At 71.9% G+C, this 16,627-nt stretch carries 11 protein-coding genes; 6 read left to right on the top strand and 5 right to left on the bottom strand.

The window, feature by feature from the left end; genetic code table 11:
- Positions 1–9 precede the first annotated feature (9 nt).
- A complete protein-coding gene (locus BMY61_RS01465) occupies positions 10–1,224 on the top strand; it encodes a pyridoxal phosphate-dependent aminotransferase (RefSeq protein ID WP_042442185.1) in 1,215 nt (404 codons plus the stop codon).
- 44 nt (positions 1,225–1,268) lie between these two features.
- A complete protein-coding gene (locus tag BMY61_RS01460) occupies positions 1,269–1,661 on the top strand; it encodes an SCO4983 family protein (RefSeq protein WP_042442184.1) in 393 nt (130 codons plus the stop codon).
- Between the two features lie 18 nt (positions 1,662–1,679).
- Here the strand turns inward: BMY61_RS01460 and BMY61_RS01455 are convergent, their stop codons facing one another.
- On the bottom strand, positions 1,680–3,497 hold the full coding sequence (locus tag BMY61_RS01455; protein WP_174514462.1) for a phosphoenolpyruvate carboxykinase (GTP): 1,818 nt from the start codon (positions 3,495–3,497) through the stop codon (positions 1,680–1,682).
- A 199-nt stretch (positions 3,498–3,696) separates the two neighbouring features.
- On the opposite strand from BMY61_RS01455, the gene trhA reads away from it, so the two are divergent.
- From trhA to BMY61_RS01435, 4 genes are all read left to right on the top strand, one after another.
- A complete protein-coding gene (gene trhA / locus BMY61_RS01450; RefSeq protein WP_236655828.1) occupies positions 3,697–4,359 on the top strand; it encodes a PAQR family membrane homeostasis protein TrhA in 663 nt (220 codons plus the stop codon).
- A 67-nt stretch (positions 4,360–4,426) separates the two neighbouring features.
- A complete protein-coding gene (locus BMY61_RS01445; RefSeq protein WP_042442182.1) occupies positions 4,427–5,977 on the top strand; it encodes an MFS transporter in 1,551 nt (516 codons plus the stop codon).
- The gene (locus BMY61_RS01440; protein ID WP_082014696.1) at positions 5,974–6,627 is read left to right on the top strand and encodes an acyl-CoA-like ligand-binding transcription factor; all 654 of its coding nucleotides are present in this window, start codon (positions 5,974–5,976) and stop codon (positions 6,625–6,627) included. Before BMY61_RS01445 ends, BMY61_RS01440 begins: the two co-directional genes overlap by 4 nt.
- Before the next feature lie 142 nt (positions 6,628–6,769).
- Positions 6,770–7,789: an AfsR/SARP family transcriptional regulator gene (locus tag BMY61_RS01435; RefSeq protein ID WP_075003706.1), complete on the top strand. Its 1,020-nt coding sequence runs from the start codon at positions 6,770–6,772 to the stop codon at positions 7,787–7,789.
- A gap of 92 nt (positions 7,790–7,881) precedes the next feature.
- Here BMY61_RS01435 and BMY61_RS01430 read toward each other — a convergent pair whose 3' ends face one another.
- The 4 genes from BMY61_RS01430 to BMY61_RS01415 all read right to left on the bottom strand — a co-directional run bounded on the left by BMY61_RS01430 (position 7,882) and on the right by BMY61_RS01415 (position 16,626).
- Positions 7,882–10,428, bottom strand: a complete 2,547-nt coding sequence (locus BMY61_RS01430) for an FtsX-like permease family protein (protein ID WP_174514461.1) — start codon at positions 10,426–10,428, stop codon at positions 7,882–7,884.
- A complete protein-coding gene (locus tag BMY61_RS01425; RefSeq protein WP_042442180.1) occupies positions 10,428–11,237 on the bottom strand; it encodes an ABC transporter ATP-binding protein in 810 nt (269 codons plus the stop codon). The genes BMY61_RS01430 and BMY61_RS01425 overlap by 1 nt, the downstream gene beginning before the upstream one ends.
- A 247-nt stretch (positions 11,238–11,484) precedes the next feature.
- Positions 11,485–14,526: an AfsR/SARP family transcriptional regulator gene (locus BMY61_RS01420; RefSeq protein ID WP_082014695.1), complete on the bottom strand. Its 3,042-nt coding sequence runs from the start codon at positions 14,524–14,526 to the stop codon at positions 11,485–11,487.
- A 75-nt stretch (positions 14,527–14,601) separates the two neighbouring features.
- Positions 14,602–16,626: a thioredoxin domain-containing protein gene (locus tag BMY61_RS01415; RefSeq protein WP_042442179.1), complete on the bottom strand. Its 2,025-nt coding sequence runs from the start codon at positions 16,624–16,626 to the stop codon at positions 14,602–14,604.
- Between the last annotated feature and the right edge of the window lies 1 nt (position 16,627).

Raw genomic sequence — 16,627 nt, 5'->3', positions numbered from 1 at the left:
TGCATCGGTATGCAGGTGATCCAGTCCAGCAAGCTCGCCAATGTCTGCTATGACATCCGGGGCCCGATCCTCGACGAGGCCATGCGGCTCGAGGACCAGGGTCACCGCATCCTGAAGCTGAACACCGGGAACCCGGCGCCGTTCGGCTTCGAGGCGCCGCCGGAGATCCTGCAGGACATCGTGCGCAACCTCGCCGGGGCCCACGGCTACGGCGACTCCAAGGGGCTGCTCTCCGCCCGCCGCGCCGTGGTCATGCACTACGAGGAGCGCGGCCTGCCCGGGCTGACCGTCGACGACGTCTACATCGGCAACGGCGTCTCCGAGTTGATCCAGATGGCCATGCAGGCACTGCTGGACGACGGTGACGAGATCCTCGTCCCCGCTCCGGACTACCCCTTGTGGACGGCGTCGATCAGCCTCTCCGGCGGGACGGCGGTGCACTACCGCTGCGACGAGCAGTCGGACTGGTACCCGGACCTGGTGGACATCGAGTCGAAGATCACCGACCGCACCCGCGGCATCGTGATCATCAACCCGAACAACCCGACCGGCGCCGTCTACCCGGTCGAGCTGCTGGAGGGCCTGGTCGAGATCGCCCGCCGGCACAGTCTGGTCGTCTACTCGGACGAGATCTACGACAAGATCCTCTACGACGACGTCGAGCACACGTCCACCGCCGCGCTCGCACCGGACCTGCTCTGCCTGACGTTCAACGGCATGTCCAAGGCCTACCGGGTGGCCGGCTTCCGCAGCGGCTGGATGACCATCTCCGGCCCGAAGGAGGGGGCCCGCAGCTACATCGAGGGCCTCACCACGCTGGCCACCATGCGCCTGTGCGCCAACATGCCCTCGCAGCACGCGATCGCGGCGGCGCTCGGCGGGCGCCAGTCCGTCAAGGACCTGATCCTCCCCGGCGGCCGCCTGCGCGAGCAGCGCGACCTCGCCTGGAAGATGCTGAACGACATCCCGGGCGTCTCCTGCGTCAAGCCGCAGGGCGCGCTGTACGCCTTCCCGCGTCTGGACCCGAAGGTCTACAAGATCAAGGACGACGCCCAGATGGTGCTGGACCTGCTCAAGCAGCAGCACATCTACGTCGTCCAGGGCACCGGCTTCAACTGGCCGGAACCGGACCACTTCCGTCTGGTCACGCTGCCGCGCGTGGAGGACCTGGGCGAGGCGGTCGAGAAGATCGGCATCTTCCTGTCGACATATTCTCAGCCCTAGAGACAAAGACTGGATTTAGACAAAGTCCAAGTTAGGCTGTTCCCATGTACGAGCAGCCGAAGATCCGTCCTGTCCGCAAGCCGGTCCGGGCTGCGCACGCCCCCGCCACTCCCGTGAGCGGGCTGCGCGGACAGTTGGCCGGTCACCTCGCCGCACTGTTGGACGTCACGCGCGAGCTCCACGCTCGGACCGGCGATCCCGCACTGGAGGACACCGCCGCGGCGATCAGCGCGCGGATCGCCGAGCTGGGCACCCAGCTGCCGCCGCGCGCCGCCGTGGCCTACCCGTCCGACCTCGCGGTGCTCCACGCCCACGCCTTCGACCTGGCCGGCCGTGTGCTGGTCGTGGCCGCGTCCCAGCAGGACACCCGGACGGCGATACTCGCGTGCCGCCGTATGGACGTCCACACGGCGGCACGCGAGTCTTTGATCAACTGAGCACTACGGCTCGGCGGCTCAGCCCAGGCGCTGGGTCAGCTTCTCGTACTCGTCCCACAGGGCCTTCGGCGTGTGCTCGCCGAAGAGCTCCAGGTGCTCGGGGATGAGCGCGGCCTCCTGCTTCCAGATGTCGCGGTCGACGGAGAGCAGCAGGTCGAGGTCGGCCTGGTCGATGGTGAGACCGTCCAGGTCGAGCGCGTCCTGGGTGGGCAGGACACCGATCGGGGACTCGACGCCCTCGCCGGTGCCCTCCAGGCGCTCGACGATCCACTTGAGCACGCGGCTGTTCTCGCCGAAGCCCGGCCAGACGAACTTGCCGTCGGCGTTCTTGCGGAACCAGTTCACGTAGTAGATCTTCGGCAGCTTGGCGGCGTCGGCGTTCTCGCCGATCTCCAGCCAGTGGGCGAAGTAGTCACCCATGTTGTAGCCACAGAACGGCAGCATCGCGAACGGGTCGCGGCGCAGCTTGCCGACCGTACCCTCGGCGGCGGCGGTCTGCTCCGAGGCGACGTTGGCGCCCAGGAAGACGCCGTGCTGCCAGTCGAAGGACTCCGTCACCAGCGGGACCGCGCTCGCGCGGCGACCGCCGAAGAGGATGGCCGAGATCGGCACACCCGCCGGGTCCTCCCACTCCGGGGCGATGGTCGGGCACTGGGCGGCCGGGACGGTGAACCGGGCGTTGGGGTGCGCCGCCGGGGTCTCCGACTCGGGGGTCCAGTCGTTGCCCTTCCAGTCGGTGAGGTGGGCCGGCTTCTCGGCCGTCATGCCCTCCCACCACACGTCGCCGTCGTCGGTGAGCGCCACGTTGGTGAAGACCGTGTTGGCGTACATCGAGTCGATGGCGTTGGCGTTGGTGTCACGACCGGTGCCGGGCGCGACGCCGAAGAAGCCGGCCTCGGGGTTGATCGCGTAGAGGCGGCCGTCCGCACCGAACCGCATCCAGGCGATGTCGTCGCCGATGGTCTCGACCTTCCAGCCCGGGATGGTCGGCTGGAGCATGGCCAGGTTGGTCTTGCCGCAGGCGCTGGGGAACGCGGCCGCGACGTACTTGGCCTCGCCGGACGGCGGGGTGAGCTTCAGCACCAGCATGTGCTCGGCCAGCCAGCCCTCGTCGCGGGCCATGGTCGAGGCGATGCGCAGCGCGTAGCACTTCTTGCCGAGCAGGGCGTTGCCGCCGTAGCCGGAACCGTAGGACCAGATCTCCCTGGTCTCCGGGAAGTGCGAGATGTACTTCGTCTCGTTGCACGGCCAGGCCACGTCGGCCTCGCCCTCGGCCAGCGGCGCGCCCAGGGTGTGCACGGCCTTGACGAAGTCGCCGTCCTCGCCCAGGTAGTCGAGCACAGCCTGACCCATGCGGGTCATGGTGCGCATCGACACGGCGACGTAGGCGGAGTCGGTGATCTCGACGCCGTAGGCGGCCAGCGGCGAACCCACGGGCCCCATGGAGAACGGCACCACGTACATGGTGCGGCCCTTCATCGAACCCTGGAAGATGTCACCGAAGATGGCCCGCATCTCGGCGGGGGCCTTCCAGTGGTTGGTCGGACCGGCGTCCTTCTCCTCCTCGGAGCAGATGAACGTGCGGTCCTCGACGCGCGCGACGTCGCGCGGGTCCGAGGCGGCGTAGTAGGAGTTCGGCCGCTTCTCGTCGTTCAGCTTGCGGAAGGTGCCCTTCTGGACAAGCAGGTCGCACAGGCGCTGGTACTCGGCTTCCGAGCCGTCGCACCACTCGATCCGATCCGGCTGGGTGAGCTCTGCGATCTCCTGCACCCATGCCAGCAGCTTCGTGTGCTTGGTCGGGGCAGCGTTGACCAGGGCAGAGTTCTCGTTCGGCACGATCGCTCCGTTTCACATCCGTTCGTCCTTGAACGGATGGTGAGGGGTTGAGGGTCTTCGCAGCGTATCCCCGATGTCCGCCAAGTGACACACCGCGTGGCTGTGAGAACGACAACACTGCAGGTCAGCGTCACTTTGACGAGAATTCCAGCAGACCTACCGGTAGGTAACCTACGGGGCCGTAGGTATGCTTCACGCCATGAGCGCTGGGGTGGAAATGATTGAGCAGGATGTCGCCCGCAAACCGGCGATGCGCGGCTGGCTGCACGCCGGCATGTTCCCGGCCACGGTCGCCGCGGGAATCGTGCTGATCTGCCTGGCCACGACCACGGCGGCGCGCGTCGCCTGCACGGTCTACGCCGTCAGCGCCTGGCTGCTGTTCGGCATCAGCGCGCTCTACCACCGGTTCACCTGGGGCCCGCGCGGCGAGGCGATCCTGCGGCGGCTGGACCACAGCAACATCTTCCTGATCATCGCGGGCACCTACACGCCCATCACGATTCTGCTGCTGCACGGCGGGCGGCAGCAGGTGCTGCTCTGGCTGGTCTGGGCCGGGGCGCTGGCCGGTATCGCGTTCCGGGTCTTCTGGGTCGGCGCACCGCGCTGGCTCTACACGCCCTGCTACCTGGCGCTGGGCTGGGCCGCGGTCTTCTTCCTGCCCGACTTCCTCCGCAGCGGCGGCGTCACCGTGACCGTGCTGATCATCGTCGGCGGCCTGCTCTACAGCGTCGGCGGCGTCATCTACGGGCTCAAGCGGCCGAACCCCTCGCCGCGCTGGTTCGGCTTCCACGAGGTCTTCCACGCCTGCACGCTCGCGGCGTTCACGGTCCAGTTCGTGGGGGTCTCGCTCGTCGCGATGTGATTGACAGCCCCTTGAATTTGAGAGTTACTGTCAGAAGACAGTAACTCTTAGGGGGCTGGGGGCTGCCATGACGACGGACGCGACCACGAGCACCACCAAGGCGACGGACGCCGACTCTTCACCGCCCGACCGACGACGCTGGTGGGCACTGGCCGCCGTCTGCCTGAGCGTGCTGGTGCTCGGCTTCGACGGCACCATCCTGAACGTCGCCCTGCCCGACATGGCGATCCAGCTGCACGCCACCACCGGCCAGCTCCAGTGGATCGTCGACGCCTACCTGGTCGTCTTCGCCGCCGCGATGCTCCCCGCCGGGCTCCTCGGCGACCGCTTCGGGCGCAGGCGACTGCTCATCGGCGGGCTGGTGCTGTTCGGCGTCGCCTCGCTGGTGGGCACCCTGGCGAACTCGGCCGACACCCTGATCGCGGTCCGCGCCGTGATGGGTCTGGGCGGCGCGTTCATCATGCCGCTCGGCATCGCGATCCTGCCGAGCCTGTTCGCACCCGCCGAACGGCCGCGCGCCGTCGCCGCGATGACCGCGGGCATGGCCGTCGGCATGCCGCTCGGCCCGATGCTGGGCGGGCTGCTGCTCAACCACTTCTGGTGGGGCTCGATCTTCCTGATCAACGTCCCGTTGATCGCGATCGGCATCGTCGCCTGCCTGTGGCTCGTGCCCGAGTCGACCGACCCCTCCGTGCCGCGCATCGACGTGCTCGGTGCGGTCGTGGGCGTCCTCGGCCTCGGCGCGCTCACCTTCGGCATCATCCAGGGACCGTCCGACGGTTGGGGCTCCGCGCAGGTGCTCGCCTCCCTGACGGCGGCCGTCGTGCTGCTCGGCGGGCTGGTCCGGCGCGAACGCTCCCAGCCCCACCCGATGGTCGACTTCACCCTCCTCGCCGACCGGGTCTACCGCTGGAGCACGGTGGCCTCCGTGCTCGTCTCCTTCGTCATGATGGGCGGCCTGTTCGTCCTGCCGCAGTACCTCCAGTCGGTGCTCGGCCACGACGCGCTCGGCACCGGCGTCCGGCTGATGCCGCTGATGGCCGGGCTGCTGGTCGCGGCGCGGGCCGCGGAGCGCCTCGTCGCCAGGCTGTCGGTCCGCTGGGTCGTCGCGGCGGGCATGCTCGTCGTCGCCACGTCCATGCTGCTCGGCGCGTCGACCTCCGTCGGAGACGGCTACGGCCGCACGGCCCTGTGGCTGAGCCTGCTCGGCGTGGGCATGGGGTTCACCATGGTCCCGGCGATGGGCGCGGCGATGGCCGCCCTGCCCGAGGAACGCGCGGGTGTCGGCTCCGGCCTGCTCCAGACGCTGCGCCAGTCCGCGAGCGCCATCGGCGTCGCCCTCCTCGGCAGCCTGCTGGCGAGCGCCTACACCGCCCGCCTGGACACCGGCTCGCTGCCCGCGGCGGCAGCCGCCGCGGCCCGCGGCTCGGTCTCCGCCGCCCAGGCACTCGCGCAGAAGCTCCCGGACGCGGCGCTCGGCGCGTCCGCGCACGCCGCGTTCGTCCACGGCATGGACCTGGTCCTGCTGGCCTGCGGGATCGGCGCGGCGCTCTCCGCCGCGTTGATCGCCTGGCAGATGCCCGGCGCTGTGCCCGGTGGGGCAGAATCCGAAGCATGACCTCCGGCAACACTCCCACCCCCACCCGTACGACCGCCGGCTCCGAGCTGGAGGAACTCCTCGCCGCGCCCCTGGGCCTGCGGGAACGCAAGAAGCTGAAGACCCGCCGGGCGATCCGCTCGGCGGCCTTCGGCCTCTTCCGCACCCAGGGCTACGAGGCCACCACGGTCGACCAGATCGCGGCGGCGGCGGAGGTCTCCCCCAGCACCTTCTTCCGGTACTTCCCCACCAAGGAAGACCTGGTCATCAGCGACGACTACGACCCGCTGATGGAGTCCGGGCTGCGCGCCAGGCCCGTGGGCGAGCCGCTGGTCACGTCCGTCCGCGAGGCGATGATCGGCCCGCTGCGGCAGATCCTGGCGGCGGAGCGCGACGAGGTGCTGCTGCGCATGCAGCTGTACCGGGACGTTCCGGCGATCCGGGCCCGCGCGCTGGTGGAGATGCAGCGGAACAGCGCGGTGATGTGCGAGCTGATGGCGGAGCGCACCGGTCTGCCCGCCACCGGACTGGAGCTGCGCGCTCTGGTCGCGGCGGTGATGGCCGTGTCGAGCGAGACCGTGCAGTTCTGGGCGGAGCACGGCGGCGAGGCCGACCTGGCCGACCTGCTCGCCGACGCGTTCGGCGCCGTCGCCCGATCGTTCGCGCAGTGAACGCGCCCTGCTCCGCCACCGCCTCCCCGATTGCCTGCCGATAATCCGTGGATAACCGCCGTCCCTACTGTCTGGAGGTGTGCAGGGCACCCAGCCAGACCAGAAGGGGGCACCGGAGATGGACTTCCGGATTCTCGGTCCTGTGGAAGCAAGAAGAGACGGCGAGAGAATCAAGCTGTCGGGGTCCAAGGTCCACACCGTGCTCGCCACCCTGCTGATGGCGCACGGCAAGGTGGTGTCGGACTCCCGGCTGACGGCGATGCTGTGGGGCTGGGATCCGCCCGCGACGGCCAACGCCCAGATCTACACCTACATGTCGAGGCTGCGGCAGTACCTGGGCGTGGACGTCGTGATCGCCCGGCGGGCGCCCGGCTACGTGCTGACCGCGCCCGGCGCCCGCATCGACCTGCTGGAGTTCGAGCGGCTGGACCGGCTCGGCCGCGAGGCCCTCGGGCAGCACCGCTTCCCGGACGCGCGGCGGCTGCTGCGCCTGGCCCTGGACCTGTGGCACGGCTCCGCACTGGCCAACGTCACCGAGCACCTGCAGGACGTCGAGCTGCCGCGGCTGGACGAGGCGCGGATGCTGACCCTGGAGAGCCGGATCGAAGCGGATCTGGCGCTGGGCCTGCATGAGCAGGTCACCGCCGAGCTGACCGGCCTCGTGGCGGAGTACCCGGTCCGGGAGCGGCTGCGCGCGCAGCTGATGACCGCGCTCCACCGGGGCGGTCGCCAGGCGGACGCGCTGCGGGTCTACGGCGAGGGCCGCACCGTCCTCGCGGAGCAGTTGGGCGTGGACCCGGGCGAGGCACTGCGGTCCACGCACCAGGCGATCCTGGTCAGCGGCGTAGGCCGCCCGGCGGTGACCCGCACACCGCACGGCGAGGACCGCACGTTCCTCGGCCGGGCGGAGGAGCTGAACGAGCTGGTCCGCCGGATGACCGGCCCGGCCGGTCGAACTCCTGGCCCGCTGGTCACCAGGAACCCCGGGGTCGGCGAGCCGGCGCCGGCCGTGCGGGCGGCGTCGGAGAGCGTCGAGTGCTTCCCCGACTGCCTGCTGCTCGTCGAGCTGTGCCGCGCGATCCTGTCCTCGGTCCGGCGCGGGGAGTACCGCCCCGCACAGTCGGCCCTGCCGGACCCGGAGGACCACGTCCTGTCCCGCTGAACCCCGGTCAGGCGAACGGTGGCGTGGGACGGTCGGCGCCGTCCCCCGCCCCACCGTCCCCCGCCCCGCCGTCCGACGGCCATCGCCGTTCGTCACTGGCGGGCGCCGATGACGTCCGCCGGACTCGCGGTCAGGGCCACCCGTCCCGGGACGATCGTGGCCGCCAGCGCGAGAGCGGCCGTGAGACCCACGGCGCCCAGGTAGCGCCAGGGCGCGACGGACGGCGTGGCGGAGCCGGTCATCCCGAGGCTGAACGCGGTGAGCACGGCCAGCGCGATACCGGTCCCGAGTACCGCCGCCAGCAGCACCACCACGGCGGACTCCAGGCGCAGCATCCGCATGACCTGGCGCCGGGTGGTGCCGACCAGGCGCAGCAGCGCGAACTCGCGGATGCGCTCGGAGACGGTCATCGCCAGCGTGTTGACCGCGGCGATCGCCGTGAAGGCGATGATCAGTCCCATCGCGGTGTAGTTGACCGCCGCGTTGGACTGCGCCGCCGTGGTGGCCAGTTGGTCCACCTGCCCGCGGTCCAGGACCGCGACACCGGGGTAGGCGTGCAGTGCCGCGGTGAGCGCCGCGCGGTCCACCGCTCCTTTGACCAGGACCGACCCGGCAAGCGGGTCGTCCACGTGCCTGGCCAGCAGGTCGTGGGAGACCGTCAGGTCCCCGAAGCCCAGCCCGCGCCGGTAGACGGCGTCCACGGTGAGTGTGACCGGGGTTCCGTCACCGAGGGTCAGCTGCAGGATGTCGCCCGGCTTCTTCCCGAGGCCGGACGCGGCCACCTTGCTGAGCGCCACGCTGCCGTCACCGAAGCCGTCCAGACTGCCGGAGGTGACGCCGGGGTCGAAGGTCTGCGTGAGTCCCTGGGCGGAGAGCCCCTCGACGGTGTACTTGTCGACGCTCACCCGGACAGAGCTGTGCAGCACCTCCGTCACGGCGGTGACGCCGGGCGTCTGCCGCAGGGCCCTCACGGCCTGCTCGGGAACGCCGGGGGCGGCCGCGGCCACGACCCAGTCGGCCTTGTTGCCGGCCCGCGCCTGCTCCTGCGCCGCGTCACCCGTCGTGGTCGCCACGAAGAAGACCGTGGAGGCCATGGCGATCAGCAGGGCCAGCGGCGTGATCGCCGCCGCGGCCCGCTTGGCGCCCGCGCGGGTGTTGGCCGCGGCGAGGTGGCCACTGACGCCGGCCAGGCGCAGCGGGGCGCCGAGCGCGGTGACGGCGGCCCGGACGATCACCGGGCCCAGCAGCGAGACGGCGACGGCCAGCACGACCACGGTGAGGAAGGTGACCGGCGAGGACGCGGCCTCGGTGTCGAGGAGGCTCAGCACGGCCAGCAGCACCCCGCCGCCCGCCAGCACCAGGATCCCGGCCAGCAGGCGCCCCCACCCCGGACGGCGCTCGACGGCGGCCTCGGCCAGCGCCTCCGCCGGACGGATCCGGGCGGCGCGGCGGGCCGAGATGCGCGCCGCCGCCCAGGCGCCGAGCAACGTCGCGCCGATGGCGGCGAAGAAGGGGAAGACGCTGAAGGTCACCTGGAGGGTGTCCGGGATGGCCCTGAGCGCCACGAACCGGTCGTGCAGCCAGTAGGCGACGGGCAGACCCGCGACGGCACCGGTCACCCCGGCGACGCCGCCGACGAGCAGCGCCTCCCGGCCGATCAGCTTGCGCACCTGCTTGGGCGTGGCCGCGATCGCGCGGAGCAACGCCAGCTCCCGGTACCGCTGCTGGATGGCGAGGGCGAAGGTGCCGACCACCACCAGGATGGCGACGAGCAGCGAGGTGCCGCCGATCGCACCACCCATCGAGACCAGCTTGATCCGCGCGTTCGAGGCGTCGAGGAACTCCATGGGACCGAGGTCGCCGCCGGTGTGGACCTGGGCGGTGGTGCCGGCCAGGGCTTGGCGGGCCTCGGCGGCCAGGGTGTCCGCGGAGACACCGGACGCGGCGACGACGCCCACCGCGCTGACCTGGCCGGGGTGACCGGCCAGCGTGGCCGCCTCGCCGTCCGAGAAGAAGAGCGAGGTCTGCTGCGCGAGGTCGCCGCCACGGGGAGCGGCGACGCCGGAGACGGTGAACCGCTGCGGCCCGAGGCCCGACTCGACGGTGAGCGCGCTGCCGGCGTGGAGGCCGAGGCTCCCGGCCAGTTCACGGTCGACGACGACCTGGTCCGAGCCCTGCGGCGCGGAGCCCTGGACGAGTGTGAACGGGGTCAACACAGCGGACGTCCAGGCGTGCCCGTAGCTGGGCTTGCCGTCGATCCCCGAGGTCGGCTGCCCGTGCGCGTTCACGGCGTAGGCGGTGAAGGTGAGCTCCGGGACGACCCGCGAGGCGCCCTGGAGCCCGGAGAGCCTGTCCACCGTGTCGGCGGGCAGCCACACCCGCTCCGAGAGGGGCTTGGACTTGGTCTTGGTCTTCGTCCTGCCCTTCTTCTGTGAGGTGGTCGTCTCGTGGACCTGCTGGTCGCCGCCGACCACCACGGCCGCGCCGGCGTAGCGCTGGGTGGCGACGGTGCCGGACAGGCCCGTCTCCAGCAGGATCCCGCAGGCCGTGACGAGCATGGCCGCGCAGAAGAGCGCCAGGAAGGCACCGATGAAGCCACCCTTGCGGGCGCGCAAGGTCTGGAGTGTGTAGCGGAACATCAGGCCCACGCTCCCAGCCGGGTCATCCGGTCGGCGACCTGGTCGGCGCCCGGGTGGTCCAGCTGCCCGGCGATCCGGCCGTCGGCCAGGAAGAGCACGGTGTCGGCGTAGGACGCGGCCACCGGGTCATGCGTCACCATGACCACCGTCTGCCCGGTCTCGTCGACACACGAGCGCAGCAGGGACAGGATCTGACGGGCAGTCACCGTGTCGAGCGCACCGGTCGGCTCGTCGCCGAAGACGACGTCGGGGCGGGTGATCAGCGCGCGTGCGATGGCGACGCGCTGCTGCTGGCCGCCGGACAGCTCCGCCGGACGGTGCCCGGCGCGCCCCTCCAGGCCGACGCGGGCCAGGATCTCGTCCTGCCAGCGCCGGTCGAGTCGCTCGCCGGCCAGACGCAACGGCAGTTCGACGTTCTGCCGCACGGAGAGCGCAGGGATCAGGTTGAAGGCCTGGAAGACGAAGCCGATGCGCCGTCGGCGCAGCTCGGTCAGCCGGGTCTCGTTCATGCCGTCGAGGGAGGTGTCCCCGATGTGCACGCGCCCGGACGTCGGACGGTCCAGACCGGCGGCACAGTGCAGGAAGGTGGACTTGCCGGAACCCGAGGGTCCCATCACGGCGGTGAACGAACCCCGCGCGACACCGAGGGTGATCCCGTCGAGCGCGCGCACACCGCGTCCACCGCGGCGGTACTCCTTCGTCACGCCCTCCAGTCGGAGTGCCGCGTCCGAAGCGAACCCCTGGTCGCCGGACGGACGCCCACGCACGAACTCACCGCGGGCCTGGTCGATGCTGGGGCGGGTCCTCATCGGACGGTCCTCTCCAATGGTCGGCTGCTGTCGTCCCGGTGCGCCGACCGGGCCGGGGACCGCGGCGAACGCACGACCCAAGCCTTCCCGCGCGATCTATACCGGGGCTATGCGGCGCTCCCCCGCCCAGCCCGGGGCGCTCCCCCGGACGCGTGCTGGGGCAGGCCCCCCGGGCCGCCGCCGAGCTGCGGATCCGGTGGGGCCCACCCGTCGGACCCCGGTGCCGCGACCGCGCCGCCGCCGCACCTCACCCCAGCTCGGCGAGCGCCTCCCGGGCCCGCACCCGCCAGGTCGGCGCGTCGACGACGGAGAACGCCTCGACCGCCGCCATGAGGTCCTCGCGGGCGGCCGCGCTGTCGCCGAGAGCGACGTGGGACCGTCCACGGACCAACAGGATCTGACCCTCCATCAGCGGGCTGACCGTACGCCGGGCCAACTCTCGCGCAGCGCAAAGGTGGTGCAGGGCCGTCGCCGGATCGCCGGCGGCGAGCCTGCTCTCGCCCAGCCCCCACAGGGCGTAACCCAGCCCCATGACGTCAGACTTGCCCCGGGAGATCTCCGCCACCCGGCTGAACGCCTCCTCCGCCTCCGGGTACCGGCCCAGGGCCAGACAGGCCCGGGCCAGCCGGTGCACAGCCTGAGCCAGGCCGCGCTTCTCCGGCTCACCGTCGCCCTGCTCGCACAGCCGCACCGCGTCCAGGGCGAGGTCGACCGCGAGTTCGGCGCGGCCCTGATCGATGCGCACCTGCGCCAGATTGTTCAGCGCGTGGGCCTCCTGCACCGGGTCCCCCGCCTGGCGGAACCCGTCGAGTGCTTCCTCCAGGCGCTCCAGCGCGGGGCCCAGACGACCCTGGATCCGGTCCACGACGGCCAGGTTGCGCAGGGTCATGGCCCGGCCGAGGACGGAACCGGCCCGCTCGTGCAGCTCCAACGCGGCCTCCAGCTCCCGGACCGCCGGGTCGAACCGCTGCAGGTACAGGTGCATCGACCCCAGGTAGTGCCGCATCACGGCCTGGCCCAGCACGTCCCCGGCCTGCCGGGAGGCCTCCAACGAGAGCTGCGCGCAGATCCGCCAGTCCTCGGTGTAGTTGCGGGTCTCGAACAGCCCGATCATCGACGCGGTCAGATCCCAGGCGACGTCCGCCTGCCCACCCCGGGCAGCCTGCTGGATCACGGCGACCAGCGAGAGCCGCTCGGCCTCGTACCACCCCAGCGGGTCGGCGAGCAGCTCCTCCAGCAGGGCGGCGGGGACGTCACGGCGCTCGGCGGCGCTGTGGACGACACTGTTGTCGCCCGCGTGCTCCCGGTGGTGGGCGTCCTGTGCGATGGTCAGGTACGTGCGGAACACCCGGTCCCGGGCGGCGGCGCGCTCGGCCTCGGACTCCTCCTCGGCGGCCCGCTCCCCCGCGTACAGGCGCATCAGGTTCTGCAACCGGTAGCGGAAGGCGCCCATCGCATCGACGCCGACCACCTCGACGAACTGCGCGTCGATCAACTGCTCGATCAGCAGTTCCGCGTCCACGAGGTCGGTGTCCAGCAGGGCCGCGCCCACCCACGCGGTGAAGTCGGGGACGTCGAGCAGGCCCAGGCGGCGGTAGAGCCTGGCGGCCGCATCGGAGAGGTAGCGGTAGCTCATCGCGAAGCTCGCCCGGATCTGGGACTCGCCCTGGCTCAGCTCGTCGAGCCGACGCCGCTCGTCGTTGAGTCGCCCGACCAGGTGGTCGGCGGTCCAGTGCGGCTTGGAGGCAAGCCGGGCGCCGGCGATGCGGAGCGCGAGCGGCAGCCGGTCGCAGAGCTCGACCAGCCGGTCCGTCGCCTCCGGGGCGCGCTGCATCCGTTGGCGGCCCACGATCCGGCAGAGCAGCTCGGCGGCGTCGGGAGCAGGCAGCAGGCCCAGGTGCACCCGCGCCTCGGCGGGCCAGGTGACCAGATGCTCCAGTGGTTCACGGCTGGTGGTCAGCACACAGCTGCCGCCCCGGCCCGGGAGCAGCGCGCGGATCTCCCCGTAGGTGCGAACGTTGTCGAGAACCAGGAGCACCCGCCGGTCGGCCAGCACACTGCGGTAGAGGGCGGTCCGCTCCTCGAGCCCGGCCGGGATCCGCCGACTCGCCACCCCGAGTGAGCGCAGGAACCGGCCCAGCACGTCGGAGGTGCTGACCGCCTCGGACTGCTCGTCGTAGCCGCGCAGGTCGACGAAGAGGCGGCCGTCGGGGAACCGCTCCGCGACCCGGTTCGCCCACCGCACCGCGAGGCCGGTCTTACCGACACCGGCCACGCCCGTGACCAGGCCGACGGTCGGCGCGGTACTCCCGGACGGCTCGGACCCGACTCCGTCGAGCAGACTGTCCAGGCACGCGAGCTCCTCCTCGCGCCCGGTGAAGCCCGGTACGTCCGGCGGCAGTTCGGACGGGACGACCTCCACCTCCACCGGCGACTCGACCGCGACCGCGACCGCGGCCACCGTGTCAGTGGCCGACGTGCGGACCGGGCCCCGCGGATCCCCCGTCGGTGGCCGGGCGGCAGCCCGTATCAGCGCAGGGTCGTCCCGCAGCACCGCGTCGTGCAGATCCTGGAGCAACGGGCCCGGCTCCATGCCGAGCTCGTTCACGAGCTGCCGCCGGGCCTCGCGGAAGGTCTCCAGCGCCTCGGCGCGGCGCCCGGAGCGGTACTGGGCCAGCATCAGGTGGTGACGCGTCCGCTCCCGCAGTGGTTGCTCCCGTGCCACGAGCGCCAGGCGAGGCACGAGTTCCTGGTCCTGGCCGAGCTCCAGCCGGACGGCGGTCGCGTCGTCGTAGGCGTTGAGCCGCTGCTCCTCCAGGCGTGCGGCCTCGTCCTCGACCAGGGATCCCGTGACGCCGGACAGGGCCGGCCCCCGCCACAGGTCGAGTGACTCCTCGTACAACCGGGAGGCGTCCTCCAGCCGCCCGGACCGCGAGGCCCGCTCGGCCTCGGCCACGAGGCGGCTGAAGTGAGTCGAGTCCAGGTAGTGACCGTCGGAGGTGAACTGGTAGCCGGGATGCGCGGTCACGATGATCTCGGCGCTCGCCCCCTCGGCCCGAAAGGCCTTGCGCAGAGCGGCGATCACGATCGCGACCTGGGTTCTCGCGGTCGCCGGTGGTCTCCCGTTCCACACCTCGTCCACCAGGGCGTCCACCGGCACGATCCGACCGGCCCGCAACAACAACAAGCCGAGGACCGTGCGTTGGCGAGCTCCGCCGACGGCGATCGGCCGCGGGCCCGCCGCCACCGTCAGTGGACCGAGGATCCTGAAACTGAGCGGTTCCCCCACCGGACCTCCCAGGTACGCACGCCCGACCGGGTATGTGAGACGCACACTACCCGTCAGCTCCGCACGGCCCACTCATCATTCGTCCGACGAACCAGGAACCGCACCGAGGCCTTCGGCGAGCCACATCGGATCGGTGACCGGCGCCTCGCAGACGAATCCGCGGCAGACGTACGCGGCAGGCGACCCGTTGACGAGCGGCTGGTCCGGTCCGGCCACGGCGACCACCAGACCGGGCGCCGTCCCGGAGAGCGCGGCCCGGCGCAACCCGATGGTGGCCGGGTCGTCCGGCGCGCCCGCGAGGGCGACCTTGCGGGGGCCGTCCACCAGCGCCTGGGCCGCCGCCAGGCCCCAGCCGATGAACCGGGGGGCCTGCCCGGCCAGCGGGGTGACCACGGTCAACGCCCGCTCGGCGGCGCTGCGGTGGCGCTCGGAGTCGGTCAGCGCCGCGTACGAGAGCAGTGCGGCGGCGGCCGCCGTCCAGCCGGAGGGGGCGGCGTTGTCGGTCGGGTCCTGCGGACGGCGGATCAGCTGTTCGGCGTCGGCGGCGGTGTCGTACAGCGCACCCGACTCCTCGTCCGTGAACCGGGTCAACACCACATCGAGCAGTTCCCCGGCTGCGTCGAGCCAGCGCGCGTCGCCGGTGACACCGTGCAGGGTGAGCAGTCCCTCGGCCACGTCGCCGTAGTCCTCCGCCACGCCGGCGTTGCGTCCGGGCTGCCCGTCGCGCGAGGTGCGCAGCAGCCGGCCCTTCTCGTCACGGTGGACGCTCAGCAGCAGTGCCGCGGCGACCACGGCCGCGTCCACGAGGTCGGGGCGGTCCAGCAGCGCGCCGGCCTCGGCGAGCGCGGCGACGGCCAGGCCGTTCCACGCGGCGACGACCTTCTCGTCCCGGGCGGGACGCGGGCGCAGCTCGCGGTCGGCGAACAACCGGGCGCGCAGCTCCTCGTCGGCGGCGTCGGGCTCCTCCTCCCCCGGCCACTGCAGCACCGAGGCGCCCTCCTCGAAGGTGCCCTGCGGGGTGACGCCGTACCGTTCGGCCGCGCGGCGGCCGTCCTCCTCGCCGAGCGCCGAGACCAGCTGCTCGGGCGTCCACACGTAGAACACGCCCTCATGGTGACGACCGTCGGGCCCGGCGCTGTCCGCATCCAGCGCGGAGGCGAAACCGCCCTCCGGGGTGCGCAGTTCACGCAAGAGGAAGTCCGCGGTGCCCTCGGCGACGCGCCGGGCGAGCGGACTGCCGGTGGCCCGCCACAGGTGCAGGTAGACACGGAGCAGCAGGGCGTTGTCGTAGAGCATCTTCTCGAAGTGCGGCACGACCCAGCGCGCGTCCACCGAGTAGCGGGCGAAACCGCCGCCGAGCTGGTCGTGGATGCCGCCGCGGGCCATGGCGGCGCAGGTGCGCTCGACCAGGTCCAACGCGGCCTGCGAGCCGGTCGCCGCGTGGTGGCGCAGCAGGAACTCCAGCACCATCGACGGCGGGAACTTCGGCGCCCCGCCGAAACCGCCGTTGCGCTCGTCGAACTCCCGCCCGAGTCCCGCGAGCGCCTGCCGCAGCGTCTCCGCGCCGGGCACGTCCGCGGCAGCGAGCCCGGCGTACACACCGCCCCGCCCGCTGAGCTCGCGCACGATCCGCCCAGCCACCTCGGCGACCTCCTCGCGTCGGCCCTGCCACGCGTCGAAGACCCCCTCCAGCACCTGCCGGAACGACGGCAGCCCGTGCCGCGGCTGCGGCGGGAAGTAGGTGCCGAAGTAGAACGGCTCCCCCTCGGGCGTCAGGAACACCGTCATCGGCCACCCGCCCTGCCCGGTGGCGGCCTGCACGGCCTCCATGTACACCGCGTCCACGTCGGGCCGCTCCTCGCGGTCCACCTTCACCGCGACGAACCGCTCGTTCAGGTACTCCGCGAGCCCGGCGTCCTCGAAGCTCTCGTGGGCCATCACATGACACCAGTGGCACGCCGCGTAGCCCACGCTCAGCAGGATCGGCACATCCCGCTCCCGCGCGGCCGCGAACGCCTCGTCACCCCACTCCCACCAGTCGACCGGGTTGTCGGCGTGCTGCTGGAGATAGGGCGAGGTGGCGTCCGCGAGCCGGTTCATG

Origin of the sequence: Streptacidiphilus jiangxiensis (assembly GCF_900109465.1) — a bacterium.
Taxonomy (GTDB): Bacteria; Actinomycetota; Actinomycetes; order Streptomycetales; family Streptomycetaceae; genus Streptacidiphilus; species Streptacidiphilus jiangxiensis.
The sequence above is the reverse complement of the archived record's forward strand: the minus strand, read 5'-3'. Positions and strand labels throughout refer to the sequence as shown.